Raw genomic sequence first — 18,115 nt, forward strand, 5'->3', positions numbered from 1 at the left:
CACTCATTGTCCCTGCCCGGACGCGGCGGCGGCCAACCCGGGTCCGCCGATCGTCGCCGGCCCGCCGGTGCTGGCCCGGCCGGGCAGGAAGCGCAGGGCCACCAGGATGCCGGCCGCGACGACCAGCGCGGCCAGCGTGGCCGACAGATGCATGGCCGAGACGAAGGAGTCGTTGGCCGCCGCGACCAGTCGCGGACCCGCGGGACCGAGCTGACCGGCTGCGGCGTACGCGCCGGCGATGGACTCGCCGGCCGCTGCGTCGGCTGCCGGCGGCAGATCCACCAGGGCCGGTTCGATCCCGGTGCGGTAGCCGGCGGCCAGCACCGAGCCGATCACCGCGACGCCGAGCGCGGCGGCCACCTGCCGGATGGTGTTGCTGATCGCGGAGCCCACGCCGGCCTTCTCCCGGGGCAGGGCCGACATGATCGATTCGGTCGCCGGCGGCATGATGTTGGCCATCCCGACGCCCTGCAGGAAGAAGGCGAGCAGCACCAGCCAGATGGGCGTGGCGACGTCGACGAAGGCGAACGCGCCCAACGCCACCGAGGTCAGCACCAGCCCCACCACCGCCACCGCCCGGCCGCCGTACCTGCGGACCATGGTGGCGCTGCGCGGGGCGAAGACGAGTTGGGCGACCGCGAAGGGCAGGAAGAGCAGGCCGGTCTCGAGCGGGCTGTAGCCGCGCACCAGTTGCAGGTAGAACGAGCTGAAGAACAGCACACCCATCGCGGCGAAGAAGACCAGCCCGATCATCGCCACCGGGGCGGCGAACCGGGGTACCCGGAACAGTCGGACGTCGAGCGCCGGGTGACTGCTGCGTCGCTCGTACCGGACGAACCAGGCCAGCACCGCGACGCCGCCGAGGATCGAGGCCCAGACCAGGGGTCGACCGAAGCCGTGCTCGCCGCCGTCGATGATGCCGTAGGTGAGGGCGACCAGACCGACCACGGAGAGCAGCACACCGAACGCGTCGACGCGGCCCGGTTCGGGATCGCGTGACTCGGGCACCAGCGACGCGACCAGGATGACGCCGAGCGTTACCACCGGCACGTTGATCAGAAAGACCGAGCCCCACCAGTAGTGTTCCAGCAACAGTCCGCCGAGGACCGGCCCGATGGCCACCGCCAGACCGACCGCGCCGGCCCAGATGCCGATGGCGCGTCCTCGCTCCCGGGGGTCGAAGACGTTGGAGATGATCGACAACGTCGCCGGCATGATCGCTGCGCCGCCGACCCCCATCAGGGCCCGGGCCGCGATCAACTGGCCGGGAGTCTGCGCGTACGCCGACAGCAGTGACGCCAGGCCGAAGAGCGCGAGCCCGATCAGCAGCATCCTGCGGCGGCCGGCCCGGTCCCCCAACACGCCGAAGGTGAACAGCAGCCCGGCGAAGACCAGGGTGTAGGAGTTGATCGACCACTCCAGCTCGCCCTGGCTCGCCCCGAGCCCGTGCACCGGGTCGGCGAGGGTGCGTAGCGCGACGTTGAGGATGGTGTTGTCGAGGACGACCACGAGCAGGCTGATCACCAGCACCCCGAGGATCGCCCACCTCCTCGGATGTCCGGTGTTCTCGCTCGGCTGCATCTGCGCCCCCCGATTTCGAGTCGGTCCCGTCCGCGTCGACGTTCAGCGTAGGGCATTTACGATACGGCACGGATCCGTATCGGTATGACCCATGTCACGAGGCGGCTGACGACCGGACGCGCACCTGCCCGCCTACAGCACCCGGAGGGCGGCGGAGAGCGAGTCGAGCCGCGTCACCGGCGGGGTGGGCGGGTCGACCCAGCCCGGCCCGGCGGCGTACACCCGGACCGCCGGGAAGTCCCGGGCGAAGCGGCCGATGCGGTACGACCGGCCGGTCACCGGCGACTGGGACCAGACGGCTACGGTGTGCGGTCGGGCCCGGTCAACGGCGCTGGCCAGCGCCGTCCACGGCAGCGCCGGCCCGACCAGCAGGCTGCCCCGGCCACGCTCCCGCAACCCGGCGGCGAGCGCGTGCAGCCCGAGACAGTGTTCCTCCTGCTCCACCCCGGCCAGCAGCACGCCGTCGGCGGGCGGGCCGGCTGCCGGATCGCGGCGGAACACGTCCAGACCGACCCGGACGCCCTCGGACAGGGCGTGCTCGACGGCGATCCCGGCGGGGGTACACCCGTTCCGCGCGGTGAGCACCGGCACGCAGACGTCGTCCCACAGCCGCTCCACTCCCCACTCCTCGGCCAGCTCGACGACCAGCGCGGCGGTCCGGTTGCCGTCGAACTCCTCGGCGGCGGCGGTCAGGCGCTTGCGCGCGATCTGCACGACCTCGGCCGGCATCGGTACCCCAGACACCAGACTTCCTCCCAGTGGACAGGTCTCCACCGGGGGATTCGTTCGGTGGCCCCGCCACGGATGCGCCCGCGACGACCTTGACCCGGACGGCTACGTTGATGATCAACTCAGCAAGCGCCGTCACCGGAAAGGTCCCGCCATGCCCTTCGGCTTCATCCTGGCCATCGTCGCCGCCGTCGTCGCGATCGTCGCCGCCGCCGTCGCCCTGTTCAGCTCGCAACGCCAGGTGCGGCAGATCGGCGTCCTGACGGCGGTCGGCGCCCTGGCCGGCACGGCGATCCTCACCGTCGCGTCGAGCGCCCACTCGGTGCCGATCCGCTCGGTCGGCATCGTCACCAGCTTCGGCAAGCCGACCGGTGAGGTCACCGGTTCCGGCCTGAAATGGGTCACCCCGTGGCAGCGGGTCGGCGAGTGGGACGCCGGGCGGCAGAAGTACGACCACATCGGCAACGACAAGTGCGTGCGGGTACGTACCGGCACCCTCGCGGACGCGTGCGTCGAGGTGCTGGTCGAGTGGCAGGTCCAGCCCGAGAACGCACCGCAGCAGTTCATGGACTACAAGGGTGACTTCGAGAGTTTCCGGGGGCAGCGGGTCGGCGTCCAACTCGACAGCGCGGTCAACGACGCCTTCGCCACCTACAACCCGCTGGAGCGCATCGACTCGAAGACCGGCAACCTGAACGTCGACCTCAAGCCCTTCTCGGCGAGCATCAAGTCCAACGCCGAGGGGCGGCTGGCCGACGACGTCGAGATCCTGTCGGTCACCATCACCCGGGTCAACCACGACGACAAGACCGAGGGCAACATCAAGGCGTTCCAGGACAAGCTCGCGCAGACCCGCAACCTCGAACAGGACCGCCTCAACGCCGAGATCCAGAAGCAGGTCACCGAGACCAACGCGACGGTGGACAAGGTGACCCGCTGCCTGGAGATCGCGGACAAGCACGGCAGCTCGCCGGGACTGTGTATCAACCCGGGCATCATCACCGGCAAGTGAGGCGGCGGTCAGGGGACGTCGCGGACATCGTAGGGATCGCGGGAGACCGCCCTGCGGACAGTGCCGCCCGCCCTCACCGGTCGGGTGAGGGCGGGCGGCGGGCGCCGGCCACACACCGGCGAGCCGTCCGGTGCGGCGTGGCCGGCGCGGTCAGGAGGTGAGTGCGTCGAGGGCCAGGTCGACGTCCTCGGTGGTGGAGTAGAGATGGAACGAGGCCCGGACGCGACCGGCCCGCACCGCCGCGCGTACCCCGGCGCGCTCCAGCTTCTCCTGCGCGTCGGGCACCTCGACGGTGACGATCGCGCTGTGCCCGGGTGGCTGCCCCAGACCGGCGAGGAAACGGTTGGCCAGCGCCACGTCGTACGCCCGCACCTGCTCGACGCCGATCTCCAGCAGCAACTCCAGAGCGGGTACCGCACCGACCCAGCTGAACCAGGCCGGTGACAGGTCGAACCGGCGGGCGTCGTCGGCCAGCCGCAGCGGCGGCCCGTAGTAGGAGGCGTGCGGATCGCGGCCCGCGTACCAGCCGGCGGCGTCGGGTCGCAGCCGGTCCCGCAGCCCGGGAGCCAGGTAGGCGAAGGCGGTGCCCCGGGGAGCCATCAGCCACTTGTACCCGCCGGCCACCACGACGTCGGCACGGGCCGCGTCGAACGGCAGCCAGCCGCAGGCCTGGGTGGCGTCCACCGCGACGAGCGCGCCGTGCGCCCGGGCCGCCGCGACGATCTCGTCGTACGCGGCGACGGTGCCGTCGGCGGACTGCACCAGGCTGAACGCCACCAGGTCGGTGTCCGCGTCGATCGAGGCGGCCAGCTCGGCCAGCGGGACGGTGCGTACCTCGACGCCCCGATCGGCCTGGACCAGCCAGGGGAACAGGTTGGAGGTGAACTCGACCTCGGGCACCAGCACCCGGGCACCGGTGGGCAGCGCGGCGGCGACCGGCGCCAGCAACTGGGAGACGGTGGCACCGACCGCGACGTCGCCCACCGGCACGCTGACCAGGGAGGCGAACGCCGTCCGACACCGGTCGGTGGCGGTGCCCCAGTCCTCCCACGCTCCCCGCCCCACCCGCCAGGCGGCCAGCGCGTCCTGCAACGCGTCCCAGGCGGGGTCGGGCGGCAACCCGTAGCTGGCGGTGTTCAGCCAGCCCGGCTGCGGTTGCCACAACTTCTGTGCCTGCTCCAGATCCACACCCCGACGCTAACCGCCCCGCCCCCCACCCCTAAGCGCCAATCCCACCCCCGTGGCCCCCACCCCCACCCCCAACGGGGGTGACCGGGAGGGGTGTGGGGCTCAGGTGACGTTGGCGGGGCCCAGGACGCTTTTCAGGTCGGCCATGAGGGCGGTGGTGGCGGCTACTCGGACCGGGCTCAGGCGCAGGGTGGTGGTGCGGGTGCCGTTGAGGAGTTTGACGTGCACCTCGGCGTCACCGGGGTGCAGCACCAGGGTCTCCTTGAGCCGTTCCACGAGCGGTGGGGTGCAGCGGGTCACCGGGATGGTGAGGGTGACCGGCTTGTTCGTGGTGCTGGTGCTGACGTCCGGCAGGGACATGTCCATCGCCATGATGCGCGGGGTGTCGTCGCGCCGGTCGACCCGGCCCTTGACCACCACGATCGCGTCCTCGGCGATGTACTGGCCGATCACCTCGTAGGTGTTCGGGAAGAACAGCGTCTCCACACCGCCGGCCAGGTCCTCCAGGGTGGCCGAGGCCCACGCCCGCCCCTGCTTGGTGACCCGTCGCTGCACGCCGGAGAGGATGCCGGCGAGGGTGACCACCGCGCCGTCGGGCACGGTGCCCTCCTCCGACAGCGCCGCGATGGTGGTGTCGGCCGCCGCACCGAGGATGTGTTCCAACCCGAACAGGGGGTGGTCGGAGACGTACAGGCCGAGCATCTCGCGCTCGAAGGCGAGCTTGTCGCGCTTGTCCCACTCCCCCTCGGCGATGACCGGCATGACCGTGGTGTTCGTCGCCACCTCGGCGTCACCGAAGCCCGCGCCGAACAGGTCGTACTGCCCGACGGCCTCCTTGCGCTTGACGTCGGCGTACGCGTCGATGGCGTCGGCGTGCACGGAGAGCAGGCCCTTGCGGGGGTGCTTCAGCGAGTCGAACGCCCCCGCCTTGATCAAGGATTCGATGGTCTTCTTGTTGCAGACCACCGCGTCCACCTTGGACAGGAAGTCGTAGAAGTCGGCGTACTCGCCCTTTTCCTCGCGGCACCGCATGATCGCGGCGACCACGTTCGCGCCGACGTTACGGATCGCGCCGAGGCCGAAGCGGATCTCCCGGCCGACCGGGGTGAACGGGCCGGCCGAGGTGTTCACGTCCGGTGGCAGCACCTGGATGCCCATCCGCCGGCACTCCGACAGGTACATGGCCATCTTGTCCTTGTCGTCACCGACGGAGGTCAGCAGCGCCGCCATGTACTCGGCCGGGTAGTTGGCCTTCAGGTAGCCGGTCCAGTACGACACCAGCCCGTACCCGGCGGTGTGCGCCTTGTTGAACGCGTAGTCGGCGAACGGGACGAGGATGTCCCACAGGGTCTTGATGGCCTCGTCGGAGTAGCCGTTGCTCCTCATCCCGTCCCGGAACGGGATGAACTCCTTGTCGAGGACCTCCTTCTTCTTCTTGCCCATCGCCCGGCGCAGCAGGTCGGCCTTGCCGAGGCTGTACCCGGCGAGCACCTGGGCGGCGCGCTGCACCTGCTCCTGGTAGACGATCAGACCGTGGGTCGGGCCGAGGATCTCCTCCAGCGGCTCGGCCAGCTCCGGGTGGATCGGGGTGATCTCCTGGAGCCCGTTCTTGCGCAGCGCGTAGTTGGTGTGCGAGTTGGCGCCCATCGGGCCGGGCCGGTACAGCGCCAGGACGGCGGAGATGTCCTCGAAGTTGTCCGGCTTCATCAGCCGCAGCAGCGAGCGCATCGGCCCGCCGTCGAGCTGGAACACGCCGAGGGTGTCGCCGCGGGCCAGCAGCTCGTACGTCGGCTTGTCGTCCAACGGCAGCTTGAGCAGGTCGACCTTGAGTCCGTGGTTGAGCTCGATGTTCTTCAGCGCGTCGTCGATGATGGTCAGGTTGCGCAGGCCCAGGAAGTCCATCTTCAACAACCCGAGCGACTCACATGTCGGGTAGTCGAACTGGGTGATGATCGCCCCGTCGGCGTCCCGGCGCATCAGCGGGATGTGCTCGATGATCGGCTCGGCGGACATGATGACGCCGGCGGCGTGCACCCCGGTCTGCCGGATCAGCCCCTCGATGCCCTTGGCGGTGTCGATCACCTTGCGGACGTCGGGGTCGGACTCGTACAGGCCACGGATCTCGCCGGCCTCGGCGTAGCGCGGGTGCTTCGGGTCGAAGATGCCGGTGAGCGGGATGTCCTTGCCCATCACCGCCGGCGGCATCGCCTTGGTGATCCGGTCGCCGACCGCGTACGGGTAGCCGAGCACCCGAGCCGAGTCCTTGATCGCGGCCTTCGCCTTGATCGTGCCGAAGGTGGCGATCTGGGCGACCTTGTCCTCGCCCCACTTGTCGGTGACGTACTTGATCACCTCACCGCGCCGACGCTCGTCGAAGTCGATGTCGACATCCGGCATGGAGACCCGCTCGGGGTTGAGGAACCGCTCGAAGATCAGCCCGTGCGGGATCGGGTCCAGGTCGGTGATGCCCAGGGCGTACGCGACCAGGGAACCGGCCGCGGAACCACGGCCGGGACCGACGGCGATGCCCTGCGCCTTGGCCCACTGGATGAAGTCGGCCACCACGAGGAAGTACGACGGGAAGCCCATCTGGATGATGACACCCAGCTCGTACTCGGCCTGCACGACGTGCCCCTCGGGGATGCCCTCCGGGTAGCGGCGGGCCAGGCCGGCGAAGGTCTCCTTGCGGAACCAGGACTCCTCGGTCTCGCCCTCGGGGACCGGGAAGCGCGGCATCAGGTTGTGGAACTCGAACATCCCGGTCGGGTCGACCCGCTCCGCCACCAGCAGCGTGTTGCGGCAGCCCTCCAGCCAGGCGTCGGAGTGGTCCACGCCGCGCATCTCGTCGGCGGACTTGATGTAGTAGCCGCTGCCGCCGAACTTGAACCGGTTCGGGTCGGCGACGTTGCTGCCGGTCTGTACGCACAGCAGCACGTCGTGCGCCTCGGACTGCGCCTCGTGGGTGTAGTGCGAGTCGTTGGTGACCACCGGCGGGATGTTGAGCTTGCGGCCGATTTCCAGCAGCCCGTCGCGGACCCGCTTCTCGATGTCCAGGCCATGGTCCATCAGCTCCAGGAAGTAGTTCTCCCGGCCGAAGATCTCCTGGTACTTCGCGGCGGCTTCGAGGGCCTGCGCGTCGTGGCCGAGCCGCAGCCGGGTCTGCACCTCACCGGATGGACAGCCGGTGGTGGCCATCAGCCCGTCGGCGTACTCGGCGAGCAGTTCGGCGTCCATCCGGGGCCACTTGACGAAATAGCCCTCGGTGTACGAGCGCGAGGTCAGCGCGAACAGGTTGTGCAGGCCGGTCTTGTTGCGCGCCCAGATGGTCTTGTGGGTGTAGCCACCGCTACCGGAGACGTCGTCGCTCTTCTGCTCCGGCCGGCCCCACCGGACCCGTGACTTGTGGAACCGTGACTCCGGCGCCACGTACGCCTCGATGCCCAGGATCGGGGTCACCCCGGCGGCCATCGCCTGCTTGTAGAAGTCGTTCGCGCCGTGCATGTTGCCGTGGTCGGTCATCGCCACCGCCGGCATCCCCTGCCGCTTGACCTCGGCGAACAGGTCCTTGAGCCGGGCCGCCCCGTCGAGCATCGAGTACTCCGTGTGCACGTGCAGATGCGCGAACGAATCGCCCATGCGGAGGCCCCCCGGTTCGGATGATCGAGTCGGTCGGCGCTAACCCTAACCCCGCCGTCGCCGGTCGCTCCAGCGCGCCGCGCGCGGCGCTCGCCGGTCCGCTCGACCCGCCTCGGCGGCCGGCGCCGACGCCCGTGCCGTGTCAGCTGGTGGACTCGGGACCGGACGCGGCGGTCCCGGCGGCGTAGCCTGAACGCCACCGCAACACCGGCGAGCACGGGACGGCGCGATGACCCTCGCGGATGGGATCGACGACCTGGCCGCAGCTGCGGCGCGTGGCGATCGGGCGGCCCTGGACACGCTGCTCGCGGCGGTGCGTCCGGAGGTGCTGCGGCTGTGCGGTCGGCTGCTGCCCAACCGGGAGGACGCGGAGGAGGCCTGCCAGGACGCGCTGCTCGCGGTGGCGCGGGGCATCGACAGGTTCGAGGGCCGCTCGTCGTTTCACACCTGGCTGTACCGGCTGACCGCCAACCGGGCCCGCTCGACCTACCGGACGCTGCGCCGACGGTGGCTGATGGAGACCGCCGGGGCCCCGCTGCCGGACCGGCCCGACCCGCGCCGCACCAGCGTGGTCGCCGGTACCCGACTCGACCTGCTGGAGGCCCTCGACGCGGTCCGACCGGACCTGGCCGAGGCGCTGACCCTGCGGGACGTGCTCGACCTCGACTACCGCGAGATCGCCGAGCTGCTCGACATACCCGTGGGCACGGTCAAGTCCCGCATTCACGAGGCCCGCCGGCAGGTCCGGCAGCGGCTCACCGGTGCCGACTGACCTGGCCGGCCGGCTCCGCCCGACGGTGCTGGCCCTGGCCGTCGCGCTCGTCGCGGGTGCCGGCGGTTGCGCCGACGAGCCGGTCGCGCCGCTGCCGGTACGCCCACCCGCGCCCACCACCGCGCCGCCGCCCTCCCCACCGTCGATCCGGCCGAGCGGAACACCTGTCGGTACGCCACCGACGGTCGGGACGGTGCCGACCACGCGGCCGGCACCGGCGCCCCGGGCGCCCACCCCGCAGCGGAGCACCCGCGCCCCGGCACCCAGCCCGAGCATGTCCGAGTCCTGCCTCGGCGCGGTCCGGTACGAGCTGCCCCTGTCCGACCCCGGGCCGTTGCCGTCGTCGCTCTGCTTCGCCACCGGCGGGGTGCTGCGCCTGCGGGACATCGGACCGGGTGAGGTGACGGTGGACCGAGAGGACCTGGTGGACAGCAACTACGAGGCCGGCGTGGTCGATCTCCGGTTCCTCCGGACCGGCACCGTGGAGGTGTTCATTCCCCGCGAGGCGGTCACCCACGTACTCACCGTGGTGGTGCGATGACCGGTCGTCGTGTCCGTACCCCGTCGAGCAGGGTGTCCACGAACTCGTCGCCGGCACCGGGTGGGGGCACGACCTGGGCGTAGAGCAGGCCCGTGGGTGCCCGGGCGGCGGCCTCCACCAGCACCGGCCGCCCGTACGGGCAGTCAAAGCGGGCGACCACCCAGTCCAGACCAGCGCGCCGCACCCGTCGGGGTGGCGAGGGAGCGCAGTCGGCATGCGGTTGCGCGGCGACGAACGTACCCGGATCGGTGTGTCGGGCGGTCACCGACAGCCCGAGGAAGGCACCCGGCACACTCGGGTCGGTGGCCCACCGACGCGGCTCCGGCGAGATCACCATCGCCGGTTCGAGCCGACCGGACGCGTCGTACCGCCCGGCCCAGCCGGTGCCGGCCGCCCGCCAGCCGGCCGGCAGCACGACGGACAGCGGGCCACTTCTCGCCGTACCGCTGGGCGTCGCCGAGTCCGCCGAGACTGTGCCGGCCGCCGCCACCAGGATCACCGTCAGCGCGACCGCACGCAGCCACCGTGTCGGTGCGGCAGCTACCGGGGCGTCGGCGCCGTGGGTACCGGGCGCGGGAGCCGGCCACTGTCCGGTGCTCGGGTTGGTCGGATCCCGGGTTTGCCGCGCCGCCGCCAGCAGGGCCGTGCGAAACGCCTCGGCGTCCGGGTACCTGTCGTCCGGTCGGGTGGCGGTCGCTCGCCGGAGCGCCGCCGCCACGGGCTGCGGCACCGGATGTGCGAGCAGTTGCCGGCCGAGTCGGCCGAGGGCGTACACGTCGGCGCGCTCGTCGACGACCGCGAGCGGGTCGTCCTGCTCGGGTGCCATGTAACCGGGCGTGCCGGCGCGCATGGTGAGCCCGGAGGCGACGGCGAGCGCCTTGGCCAGACCGAGGTCGGCGATGACCACCCGCTCACCGTCGGCGGTCGAGCGGAACAGGATGTTGCCGGGTGTCAGGTCACGATGCACCACTCGGTGCCGGTGCAGCACCGCCACCCCGGCGGCGATCTCGGCGAGCAGGTCCAGGGCGGTCGCCACGGGAAGGGGCCCGGCGGCGAGCCGCTCCCGGAGGCTGCCCCCGTCGGCCCAGTCGAGCACCGTGTAGGGCCGTCCGTCCGCCAACTCCCCCACCAGGCGTACCCGGACCAACCGGTCGTCCTCCATCCGGCGTAGCAGCCGGGCCTCGTCCAGGAAGCGTTCCCGGACGCGTACGTCGTGGTGCCAGTTCTCCGCCAGCACCTTGATCGCCACCCGGACTTCCAGCGCCGGGTCGTACGCCAGCCAGACGGTCGCGAACGAGCCCACCCCGAGCAGGCGCTCCACCCGGTACGCCCCGATCCGCCCCGGCACCCCCACCCGCCCACCCCACCCTCTCCCGCCACCCTCCCCCTCCCTCGTCCCCGCAGCAACCACCCCGGCGGGTGGGGACGGGGCGAACCGCGGGGGTGGGCGGGGAGACGAAGAGAGTAGGAACTCGATGCCGAGGAGGCGATCTCTGTGCACCGTTTCGCGTATGTCGCAGTCGCGACCGTTCTTGGCCTCGCCGGGGCAGCTCCGGCGCAGGCCGCACCACTGCCGCGTCCGGCCCTCTCGGTGGTGGTGGGCGCGCAGCCGCCGGTCACCACCGACACCGGTGTGTTGAGCGTGCGGGGCGCCGGGCCGTACCGGATCGGTGCCGGTCTCGACCGGCTCACCGCCGCCGGAATGATCGACTGGTCCGTCGCCACCTGCGACGGCGTGGTCCGGGCCGGTGCGACCGGCGCCTGGGCGGGCGTGATCCTGTTGGCCTTCCGGCACGGCCGGCTGGTCGAGGTGATGACCGCCACCGTCCCGCCCTACTCCCCCGCCGGTGCGGGAGTCGGCATGACCTTCGCCGACCTGGAGACGATCTACGGCCCGCGCGGCGGCCTGATCAGCAACGACGCGGGCACCGCAACGGCGTACCTGGTCCGGGTGGGCGCGCGGGTGGAGCTGTTCACCGGGCACCCGATCCGGTCCGGCGTGGGCGCCTTCCAGGTCGGTCCGGCGTCCTTCGTGGAACGTGGCTTCCGGCAGGGCGGCACCTGCTGAGGCGGCCTACGGACAGACGGGAGACGACGCGGGACGTCCGGATATCCGGACGTCCCGCGTTGCCCGACAGAGCTACATCGTTGTGCGTTAGACAATAGTGTGTGGCACACAGTATGGTGTGACGCATGGTCAGCGATGACGTGCTACGGACCCACCTACAGGAACTACGTCGGGGCACCGTGGTGGTGGCCAGCCTGGTCGCGCTGCGTCGACCCGACTACGGCTACGCACTGCTGCAACGACTCACCGGGCACGGCTTCCCGGTCGACGCGAACACCCTCTACCCCTTGCTGCGACGGCTGGAGGAGCAAGGGCTGCTGACCAGCGAGTGGAACACCGAGGAGAGCCGGCCCCGGAAGTTCTACCGCACCAGCGACTCCGGCGAGCAGGTGCTGCAACGCCTGCTCGACGACCTCACCGCCGTACAGACCTCGCTGCGCACCCTGATCGAAGGAGCCCCCGAATGACCTCGCTGACCGACCGCTACCTGGCTGCCACCCTGCGCTCGGTGCCCACCGGGCGACGCGAGGAGATCGCCATCGAACTGCGCGCCTCCATCGGCGACATGATCGACGGCCGGACCGCCGAAGGGCTCGACGCCGCGACGGCCGAACGCGCCGTCCTCACCGAGCTGGGCAACCCCGCCCACCTGGCCGCCCGATACGCCGATCGCCGTCTGCAGCTCATCGGGCCGGCGTACTACCTGGCCTGGCAGCGGCTGCTGATCGTGCTGCTCAGCACCATTCCCGCCATCGTCGGGGTGCTGATCGGCGTCCTCCAGGCCACCGTTGCCGACAACCCGGCCGGCGCGATCGGCGAGGGCATCGTCGCGGCGTTCAACGTCGCGGTGCAGATCGCCTTCTGGGTGACCCTGGTCTTCGCGGTGCTGGAACGCATCGGCACCCCGCTGAACCTGCCCGAGTGGAGCGTCGACCAGCTACCCGAGCTGCCCAGCGAACGGGGCGTCACGCTCACCGACGTGTGCGCCTCGATCGTGTTCCTCGGCCTGTTCATCGCCTTCCTGCCATGGCAGCACTTCCAGTCGGTGATCGGGCCCGACGGCGAGCGCCTGCCGATCCTCGATCCGGCGCTGTGGACGTTCTGGCTGCCGCTGCTGATCGTCGTCCTGCTCGCCAGCATCGCCCTGGAGATCGGCAAGTACCGTGCCCGCCGGTGGACCTGGCCGCTGGTCGTCGGCAACGCCGTGCTGAGCCTGGCGTTCGCGGTGCCGGCGATCTGGCTGCTGCTCGACGACCGGCTGCTCAACCCGGAGTTCGTCGCCCGCTTCGCCTGGCTGCGCGACGGCGGTCTCGACACGGTCGCCCGGATCAGCATCGTGGTGATCGTCGCGATCACCCTGCTGGACATCGCCGACAGCGTGGTCAAGGCGCGTCGATCCGCGCGCTGAGCAGGAGCGGGCCTGGACCGACGAACGTACGATGATCAGCGGAAGTACCGACTCACACCGAGGGAGCGGCCGTGGAACTGATCATCGGACTGGTGTGCCTGTTGTTGATCGTCGTGGCGGTGCTCGGCTTCGGCGTGTCGATCTACAACGGGCTGGTCCGGGCCCGCAACGCGTACCGTAACGCCTTCGCCCAGATCGACGTGCAGCTCGTCCGGCGACACGACCTGATCCCCAACCTGGTCGAGACCGCCAAGGGCTACCTCAAGCACGAACGGGAGACCTTGGAGGCGGTGATCAACGCCCGCAACGCCGCCGTCAACGCGCAGGCCACCGCGGCCGCGGCTCCCGGCGACCCGGCGGCGATGCAGCAGCTCAGCGGCGCGGAGAACGCGCTCACCGCCACCCTGGGTCGGCTGTTCGCGCTTTCCGAGGCGTACCCGGACCTGAAGGCCAACCAGAACATGATGCAACTGTCGGAGGAGCTGACCTCCACGGAGAACCGGGTCGCGTTCGCCCGGCAGGCGTACAACGACGCGGTGATGGCCTACAACAACAAGCGCGAGGTGTTCCCCTCCAGCGTGGTGGCGGGCATGTTCTCATTCGGCCCGGCGGAGCTGTTCCAGCCGGACGACCCGCAGCAGCGCCAGGCGCCGCAGGTCTCGTTCTGATCGGGCCGCGATGAACTTCTTCGAGCGACAGCGGCAGGTGCGCCGGCTGTCGACCCGACTCGTGCTGCTGTTCGTGCTGGCCGTGGTCGGGATCGTGGTGGTGGTGAACGTCGCGGCGTTGGTCGCCTTCAACGCCACCACCGCCGATCCCGGCCAGCTCGCCGGGTTCATCGCCATGGTCACCGTCGCCACCCTCGCCGCGATCGGGCTGGCCGCCCTGGTCCGTACGCTCGCGTTGCGCGGCGGCGGTGGGAAGGTGGCCCGCGAGCTGGGCGGGGTGCCGGTGCCGGCGAACACCACCGATCCCGAGCTGCGCCGGCTGCGCAACGTCGTCGAGGAGATGGCGCTGGCCTCCGGCGTACCGGTGCCCGAGGTCTACGTGCTGCCGGAGGAGACGGCGATCAACGCCTTCGCCGCCGGATGGACCCCGTCCGACGCCGCCGTCGCCGTCACCCGGGGCGCGTTGCAGCGACTCAACCGGGACGAACTCCAGGGCGTGATCGCCCACGAGTTCAGCCACGTCGTCAACGGCGACATGCGGCTCAACATCCGGTTGATGGGCCTGCTGTTCGGCATCCTCTTCCTGACCGTGATCGGTCGCGGGCTGGCGCGCGCCGGGGTCATCGGCGGCGGCCGGTCGCGCGGCAACAACAGCGGCGGCAGCGCCGCCCCACTGGCGCTGGTGGGTCTGGCCCTGCTGGTGGCCGGCTACGTCGGGGTGCTCGCCGGGCGGCTCATCCAGGCGTCGGTCTCCCGGCAGCGGGAGTACCTGGCCGACGCCTCCGCGGTGCAGTACACCCGCCAGACCCGGGGCATCGCCGGGGCGCTGAAGAAGATCGGCGGGCTCAGCGACGGCTCCGAACTGAAGTCGCCGAAGCGCGACGAGGTGGGGCACATGCTCTTCGGCGAGGCGGCCCGCACGTCGTGGTTCGCCACCCATCCCCCGCTGACCGACCGGATCAAGGCACTGGAGCCGTCGTTCGACCCGGCCGAGCTGCAACAACTGTCACGGCGGTGGGCGGCGGCGCCGCCGTCGGGCCGTCAGGAGGATGTCGCCCTCGGCCTGGCCCCCGCCGGCGCACCGGACCGCCCGGACACAGCGGCGCGCCCGGACACGGCGGACCGCCCGGTGGAGGCGGGCCGGGCGCGGCCGGCCCGGCCCAGGTCACCGGTCGGCGGCGGGCGGATCCGCGTCGCACCGGGCGAGGTACTGGACCGGGTCGCCGCTCCCACCGCGACCGCGTACACCCACGCCGCAGCGATCCTCGACCGGATACCTGATCCGCTGCTCGACCGGGCCCGCGACCGGCAGGCGGCGGTACCGCTGCTGCTCGGGCTGCTGCTCAGCGCCGAGCCGGAGGTCCGGCAGCACCAGTACGCCGCGGTGGCCCAGCGGCACGGCCAGCACCTGGCCGACGCTGCCCTGCGCGCGGCGGACGACCTGGTCGAACTCCCCGCCGAGCTGCGGTTGCCGCTGGCCGAACTGGCCTTCCCGGCGCTACGCGACCGGCCCGACCCCGAGGTGGAGTCACTGCTGGCGGCCGTGTTCACGTTGATCCAGGCGGACGGCGCGATAAACGTGACCGAGTACTGCCTGTCCCGGCTGTTGCTGGCCGAGTTGGAGGAGTCGCTGCGGCCGGACTCGCGCTGGCGTACCGACCGGCGCAAGCTCACCGACGCGCGGTCGGCGGCGGCCGCCCTGCTGGCCATCCTCGCGCAGGTCGGGCACCCTGACCGAGGCGAGGCGGAACGGGCCTACCGGGCCGGCGTCGGCTCGCTGCTGCCGGGCACCAACCTGCCGTACGCGCCGCCGGAGAACGGCGTGCTCGCCCTGGAGACCGCCTGGCCGGTGCTCGACGGGTTGCGTCCTGGCGACAAGGAACGGCTGGTGGCAGCCACCGTCGCGGTGATCAGCCACGACGGGATGATGACCGTGCCCGAGATCGAGTTGCTGCGGACGATCTGCGGCCTGCTGCACTGTCCGCTGCCGCCGATGGTCGGCGACGTCACCGGCTGACCATCGCCCCACCCTTCCCTCGCCCTTCCCTCGCCCTTCCCCCGACCTTCCCTCGCCCGACCGCCCCCGACCGCCCCTCGCCGGCGCTACGGCCCGGTCCGCCGGTGCTGCGTCTAGGGGCAGGTGCAGTCTCTGCCCTCGGTGGGCCCGCACGAGGACCGGACACAGAAAGTGATTGTCACTACGAGTCACGGCAACGCGGACGACCTCTATCCCACCTCGCACGCTTTGCTCTGCTTCAACCCACGCACTGGCGCCTGAGCAGGGGCAATGCAACGGTCCACGGCCGCACATCTCGCACCCGCCGACACTTTCCGTGACCATTGCGTCCGTTGAAGCAGAGCAAAGGGAGGAGAAGGGTATTGGTTGGGGGCGGTCCGAAGGCACTGTCCGTGACGATCGGTGGGCGGACGGACGGCCCGATCTCACCCGACGCGAATGGCGGTCGGCGGGGGGATGGCATGCTGCCCAGGGTGACCACCGAGACCGCCGAGACCAGCGACGAGTGGCGCCGGGCCGAGACCGGTGACGACTGGCGACGGCCGGGGCCGACGCCGGAGCAGCGCCGGCTGGACCTGTACGCCGGTCTGGCCGCGACGGCCCTCGCCCTGCTCAGCCTGACGTTGGCCCGCAGCACCGGGGCCTTCCTGCTGGGGCCGCCGCCGTCCGGTGTCGAACAGCTCTTCTGGACCGTCGCGGTGCCGCTGCCGCTGATCTGGCGACGTCGCTTCCCCGTCGCCGCCACGCTGGCCGTGTCGGCCGCGTTCATCGGTTCGCAGGTGCGCGCCGTCCCCGAGTGGCAGCTCTCCACCTGGGCGCTGTTCATCGCCATCTACACGCTGGGCGCCTGGGGCCGGGACCGTCGGTTGTCCCGACGACTGCGGATCGGCGTGATCGTCGCGATGTTCGCCTGGCTCGGAATCTCCTACTCGATCAGCTTCGGGACGCTCACCGCGGAGACCTTCGACGACGCCATCGGGCCGGTGCCGCCGGTGCTCGCCGCGATCGTCACCGGGGTCCTGGTCAACGCGCTGTACTTCGGATTCGCGTACTTCTTCGGCGAGACCGCCTGGGTGGCGGCTCGTCGTGCGCACCAGGTGGCCGAGCAGGCGGAGCGGCTGCGCCGGTCGCAGGCCGAGGTACGCGAGCACGCGGTGGTCGGCGAGCGGGTACGCATCGCCCGTGAGCTGCACGACGTGGTGGCCCACCACGTGTCGGTGATGGGCGTGCAGGCGGCGGCCTGCCGCCGGGTCTTCGACAAGGATCCGGCGAAGGCCCGCGCCGCCCTCACCGCCATCGAGGAGACCGCCCGTCAGGCGGTCGACGAGTTGCGCCGGATGCTCGGCGTGCTGCGGGCCCGCGACGGCGACCCGGACAACGCCCGACAGCCGGCCGGGATCGACCGGATAGCCGCCCTGGTGGACCGGGCCGGCGAGGCCGGGCTGCGCGCCACCCTGGGGGTGTACGGCGATCCGCAGCCGCTGCCGGAATCGGTCTCCCAGGCGGCGTTCCGGGTGGTGCAGGAGGCGGTGACGAACGTGTTGAAGCACGCCACCGGGGCGAGTCTGCTCGACGTCCGGGTCCGCTATCTGGCGAAGGAGATGGAGGTCGAGGTGAGCGACGACGGTCGGGGCAGACGCTCGGCGAACGCCGACGGGCTGGGACTGATCGGGATGCGGGAACGGGTCGCGACCCATGGCGGTGAGTTGGAGGTGGGTCCGCGTACCGGCGGTGGCTGGCGGGTGCGGGTCCGTCTCCCACTGCCGGCGGGGAGTCCGAGGTGAACCCGATCCGGGTGCTCCTCGCCGACGACCACCACCTGGTGCGGACCGGCTTCCGGGTGATCCTGGAGATCGAGGACGACATCGAGGTGGTCGGCGAGGCCGCCGACGGGGAGCGGGCCGTCGGCATGACCCGGGCGCTGCGTCCGGACGTGGTGCTGATGGACGTGGAGATGCCCGGGATGGACGGGTTGGAGGCCACCCGGCGGATCAGCACCGACGACGAGCCGGGCGGGCCGGCCGTGCTGATGCTGACCACGTTCGACCGCGACGACTACCTCTTCGCCGCGCTGCGTGCCGGCGCGAGTGGCTTCCTGCTCAAGAACGGCACACCGGAGGCCCTGGTCGACGCGATCCGGGTGGTGGCCCGCGGCGACGGGCTGCTCGCGCCGGAACTCACCCGGCGGGTGATCGCCACCTTCGCCCGCCCCGGCGACCGCCCCGGTGGTGACGTCGGTTCGGCGGCGGCGCTGGACAGCCTGACCCCCCGGGAACGGGAGGTCCTGGTGCTCGTGGCCGGCGGCGCCAGCAACGCCGAGATCGCCGCCGACCTGCACCTGGGCGAGGCGACGGTGAAGTCACACGTCAGCCGGGTGCTGGCCAAGCTGGGCCTGCGCGACCGGGTGCAGGCGGTGGTCTTCGCGTACGAGCACGGGGTGGTGCGGCCCGGCGGGTGAACGGCCTCCACCGCGAGAGGGAGTCGTGATCTCCATC

The 18,115-nt window shown here is 71.4% G+C and carries 15 protein-coding genes; 10 read left to right on the plus strand and 5 right to left on the minus strand.

Annotated features, from left to right (window positions below; all coding sequences use genetic code 11):
• Window positions 1-3: 3 nt before the first annotated feature.
• Both O7605_RS09465 and O7605_RS09470 read right to left on the minus strand, forming a co-directional pair.
• Window positions 4-1,581 carry an MFS transporter gene (locus O7605_RS09465; protein WP_269738824.1) on the minus strand — a complete coding sequence of 526 codons (1,578 nt, stop codon included), beginning with the start codon at window positions 1,579-1,581 and terminating at the stop codon, window positions 4-6.
• Between the two features lie 132 nt (window positions 1,582-1,713).
• Window positions 1,714-2,325, minus strand: a complete 612-nt coding sequence (locus O7605_RS09470) for a transcriptional regulator (protein ID WP_269738825.1) — start codon at window positions 2,323-2,325, stop codon at window positions 1,714-1,716.
• 139 nt (window positions 2,326-2,464) lie between these two features.
• On the opposite strand from O7605_RS09470, the gene O7605_RS09475 reads away from it, so the two are divergent.
• On the plus strand, window positions 2,465-3,322 hold the full coding sequence (locus tag O7605_RS09475) for an SPFH domain-containing protein (RefSeq protein WP_269738826.1): 858 nt from the start codon (window positions 2,465-2,467) through the stop codon (window positions 3,320-3,322).
• 150 nt (window positions 3,323-3,472) lie between these two features.
• Here the strand turns inward: O7605_RS09475 and O7605_RS09480 are convergent, their stop codons facing one another.
• Both O7605_RS09480 and dnaE read right to left on the minus strand, forming a co-directional pair.
• Window positions 3,473-4,510, minus strand: a complete 1,038-nt coding sequence (locus O7605_RS09480; protein ID WP_269738827.1) for an aminotransferase class V-fold PLP-dependent enzyme — start codon at window positions 4,508-4,510, stop codon at window positions 3,473-3,475.
• Window positions 4,511-4,612: 102 nt separating this feature from the next.
• On the minus strand, window positions 4,613-8,146 hold the full coding sequence (gene dnaE / locus O7605_RS09485) for a DNA polymerase III subunit alpha (protein ID WP_269738828.1): 3,534 nt from the start codon (window positions 8,144-8,146) through the stop codon (window positions 4,613-4,615).
• A gap of 229 nt (window positions 8,147-8,375) precedes the next feature.
• Between dnaE and O7605_RS09490 the strand changes: the two genes are divergently transcribed.
• Together O7605_RS09490 and O7605_RS09495 are read left to right on the plus strand one after the other, a co-directional pair.
• Window positions 8,376-8,918 (plus strand): RNA polymerase sigma factor, encoded by a 543-nt coding sequence (locus tag O7605_RS09490; protein ID WP_269738829.1) that lies wholly within the window; start codon window positions 8,376-8,378, stop codon window positions 8,916-8,918.
• Window positions 8,908-9,459, plus strand: coding sequence for a hypothetical protein (locus O7605_RS09495; protein WP_269738830.1), 552 nt, complete (start codon window positions 8,908-8,910; stop codon window positions 9,457-9,459). Before O7605_RS09490 ends, O7605_RS09495 begins: the two co-directional genes overlap by 11 nt.
• Here the strand turns inward: O7605_RS09495 and O7605_RS09500 are convergent.
• Window positions 9,440-10,813: a serine/threonine-protein kinase gene (locus O7605_RS09500; RefSeq protein ID WP_269738831.1), complete on the minus strand. Its 1,374-nt coding sequence runs from the start codon at window positions 10,811-10,813 to the stop codon at window positions 9,440-9,442. The genes O7605_RS09495 and O7605_RS09500 overlap by 20 nt on opposite strands.
• A gap of 141 nt (window positions 10,814-10,954) precedes the next feature.
• On the opposite strand from O7605_RS09500, the gene O7605_RS09505 reads away from it, so the two are divergent.
• The 7 genes from O7605_RS09505 to O7605_RS09535 all read left to right on the plus strand — a co-directional run bounded on the left by O7605_RS09505 (window position 10,955) and on the right by O7605_RS09535 (window position 18,078).
• Window positions 10,955-11,527, plus strand: a complete 573-nt coding sequence (locus tag O7605_RS09505) for a hypothetical protein (protein ID WP_269738832.1) — start codon at window positions 10,955-10,957, stop codon at window positions 11,525-11,527.
• A gap of 125 nt (window positions 11,528-11,652) precedes the next feature.
• Window positions 11,653-11,994 (plus strand): PadR family transcriptional regulator, encoded by a 342-nt coding sequence (locus tag O7605_RS09510; RefSeq protein ID WP_269738833.1) that lies wholly within the window; start codon window positions 11,653-11,655, stop codon window positions 11,992-11,994.
• Window positions 11,991-12,935 carry a permease prefix domain 1-containing protein gene (locus O7605_RS09515; protein ID WP_269738835.1) on the plus strand — a complete coding sequence of 315 codons (945 nt, stop codon included), beginning with the start codon at window positions 11,991-11,993 and terminating at the stop codon, window positions 12,933-12,935. Before O7605_RS09510 ends, O7605_RS09515 begins: the two co-directional genes overlap by 4 nt.
• Before the next feature lie 71 nt (window positions 12,936-13,006).
• Entirely contained in the window at window positions 13,007-13,603 is a 597-nt protein-coding gene (locus O7605_RS09520; protein ID WP_216592533.1) for a LemA family protein, read from the plus strand.
• A 10-nt stretch (window positions 13,604-13,613) separates the two neighbouring features.
• Window positions 13,614-15,620, plus strand: coding sequence for a M48 family metallopeptidase (locus O7605_RS09525; RefSeq protein ID WP_269738836.1), 2,007 nt, complete (start codon window positions 13,614-13,616; stop codon window positions 15,618-15,620).
• A gap of 473 nt (window positions 15,621-16,093) precedes the next feature.
• Window positions 16,094-17,404: a sensor histidine kinase gene (locus O7605_RS09530; RefSeq protein ID WP_269738837.1), complete on the plus strand. Its 1,311-nt coding sequence runs from the start codon at window positions 16,094-16,096 to the stop codon at window positions 17,402-17,404.
• Window positions 17,401-18,078, plus strand: a complete 678-nt coding sequence (locus tag O7605_RS09535; protein ID WP_269738838.1) for a response regulator — start codon at window positions 17,401-17,403, stop codon at window positions 18,076-18,078. The genes O7605_RS09530 and O7605_RS09535 overlap by 4 nt, the downstream gene beginning before the upstream one ends.
• The last annotated feature ends 37 nt before the right edge of the window (window positions 18,079-18,115 follow it).

This window comes from Verrucosispora sp. WMMA2121, from assembly GCF_027460185.1.
GTDB lineage: Bacteria > Actinomycetota > Actinomycetes > Mycobacteriales > Micromonosporaceae > Micromonospora > Micromonospora palythoicola.

Bases quoted from the DNA above. Each gene is read 5' to 3' on its own strand.
- O7605_RS09475 (WP_269738826.1), top strand. From the start codon at position 2,465: ATGCCCTTCGGCTTCATCCTGGCCATCGTCGCCGCCGTCGTCGCGATC.
- O7605_RS09525 (WP_269738836.1), top strand. From the start codon at position 13,614: ATGAACTTCTTCGAGCGACAGCGGCAGGTGCGCCGGCTGTCGACCCGA.
- O7605_RS09465 (WP_269738824.1), bottom strand. From the start codon at position 1,581: ATGCAGCCGAGCGAGAACACCGGACATCCGAGGAGGTGGGCGATCCTC.
- O7605_RS09510 (WP_269738833.1), top strand. From the start codon at position 11,653: ATGGTCAGCGATGACGTGCTACGGACCCACCTACAGGAACTACGTCGG.
- dnaE (WP_269738828.1), bottom strand. From the start codon at position 8,146: ATGGGCGATTCGTTCGCGCATCTGCACGTGCACACGGAGTACTCGATG.
- O7605_RS09490 (WP_269738829.1), top strand. From the start codon at position 8,376: ATGACCCTCGCGGATGGGATCGACGACCTGGCCGCAGCTGCGGCGCGT.
- O7605_RS09515 (WP_269738835.1), top strand. From the start codon at position 11,991: ATGACCTCGCTGACCGACCGCTACCTGGCTGCCACCCTGCGCTCGGTG.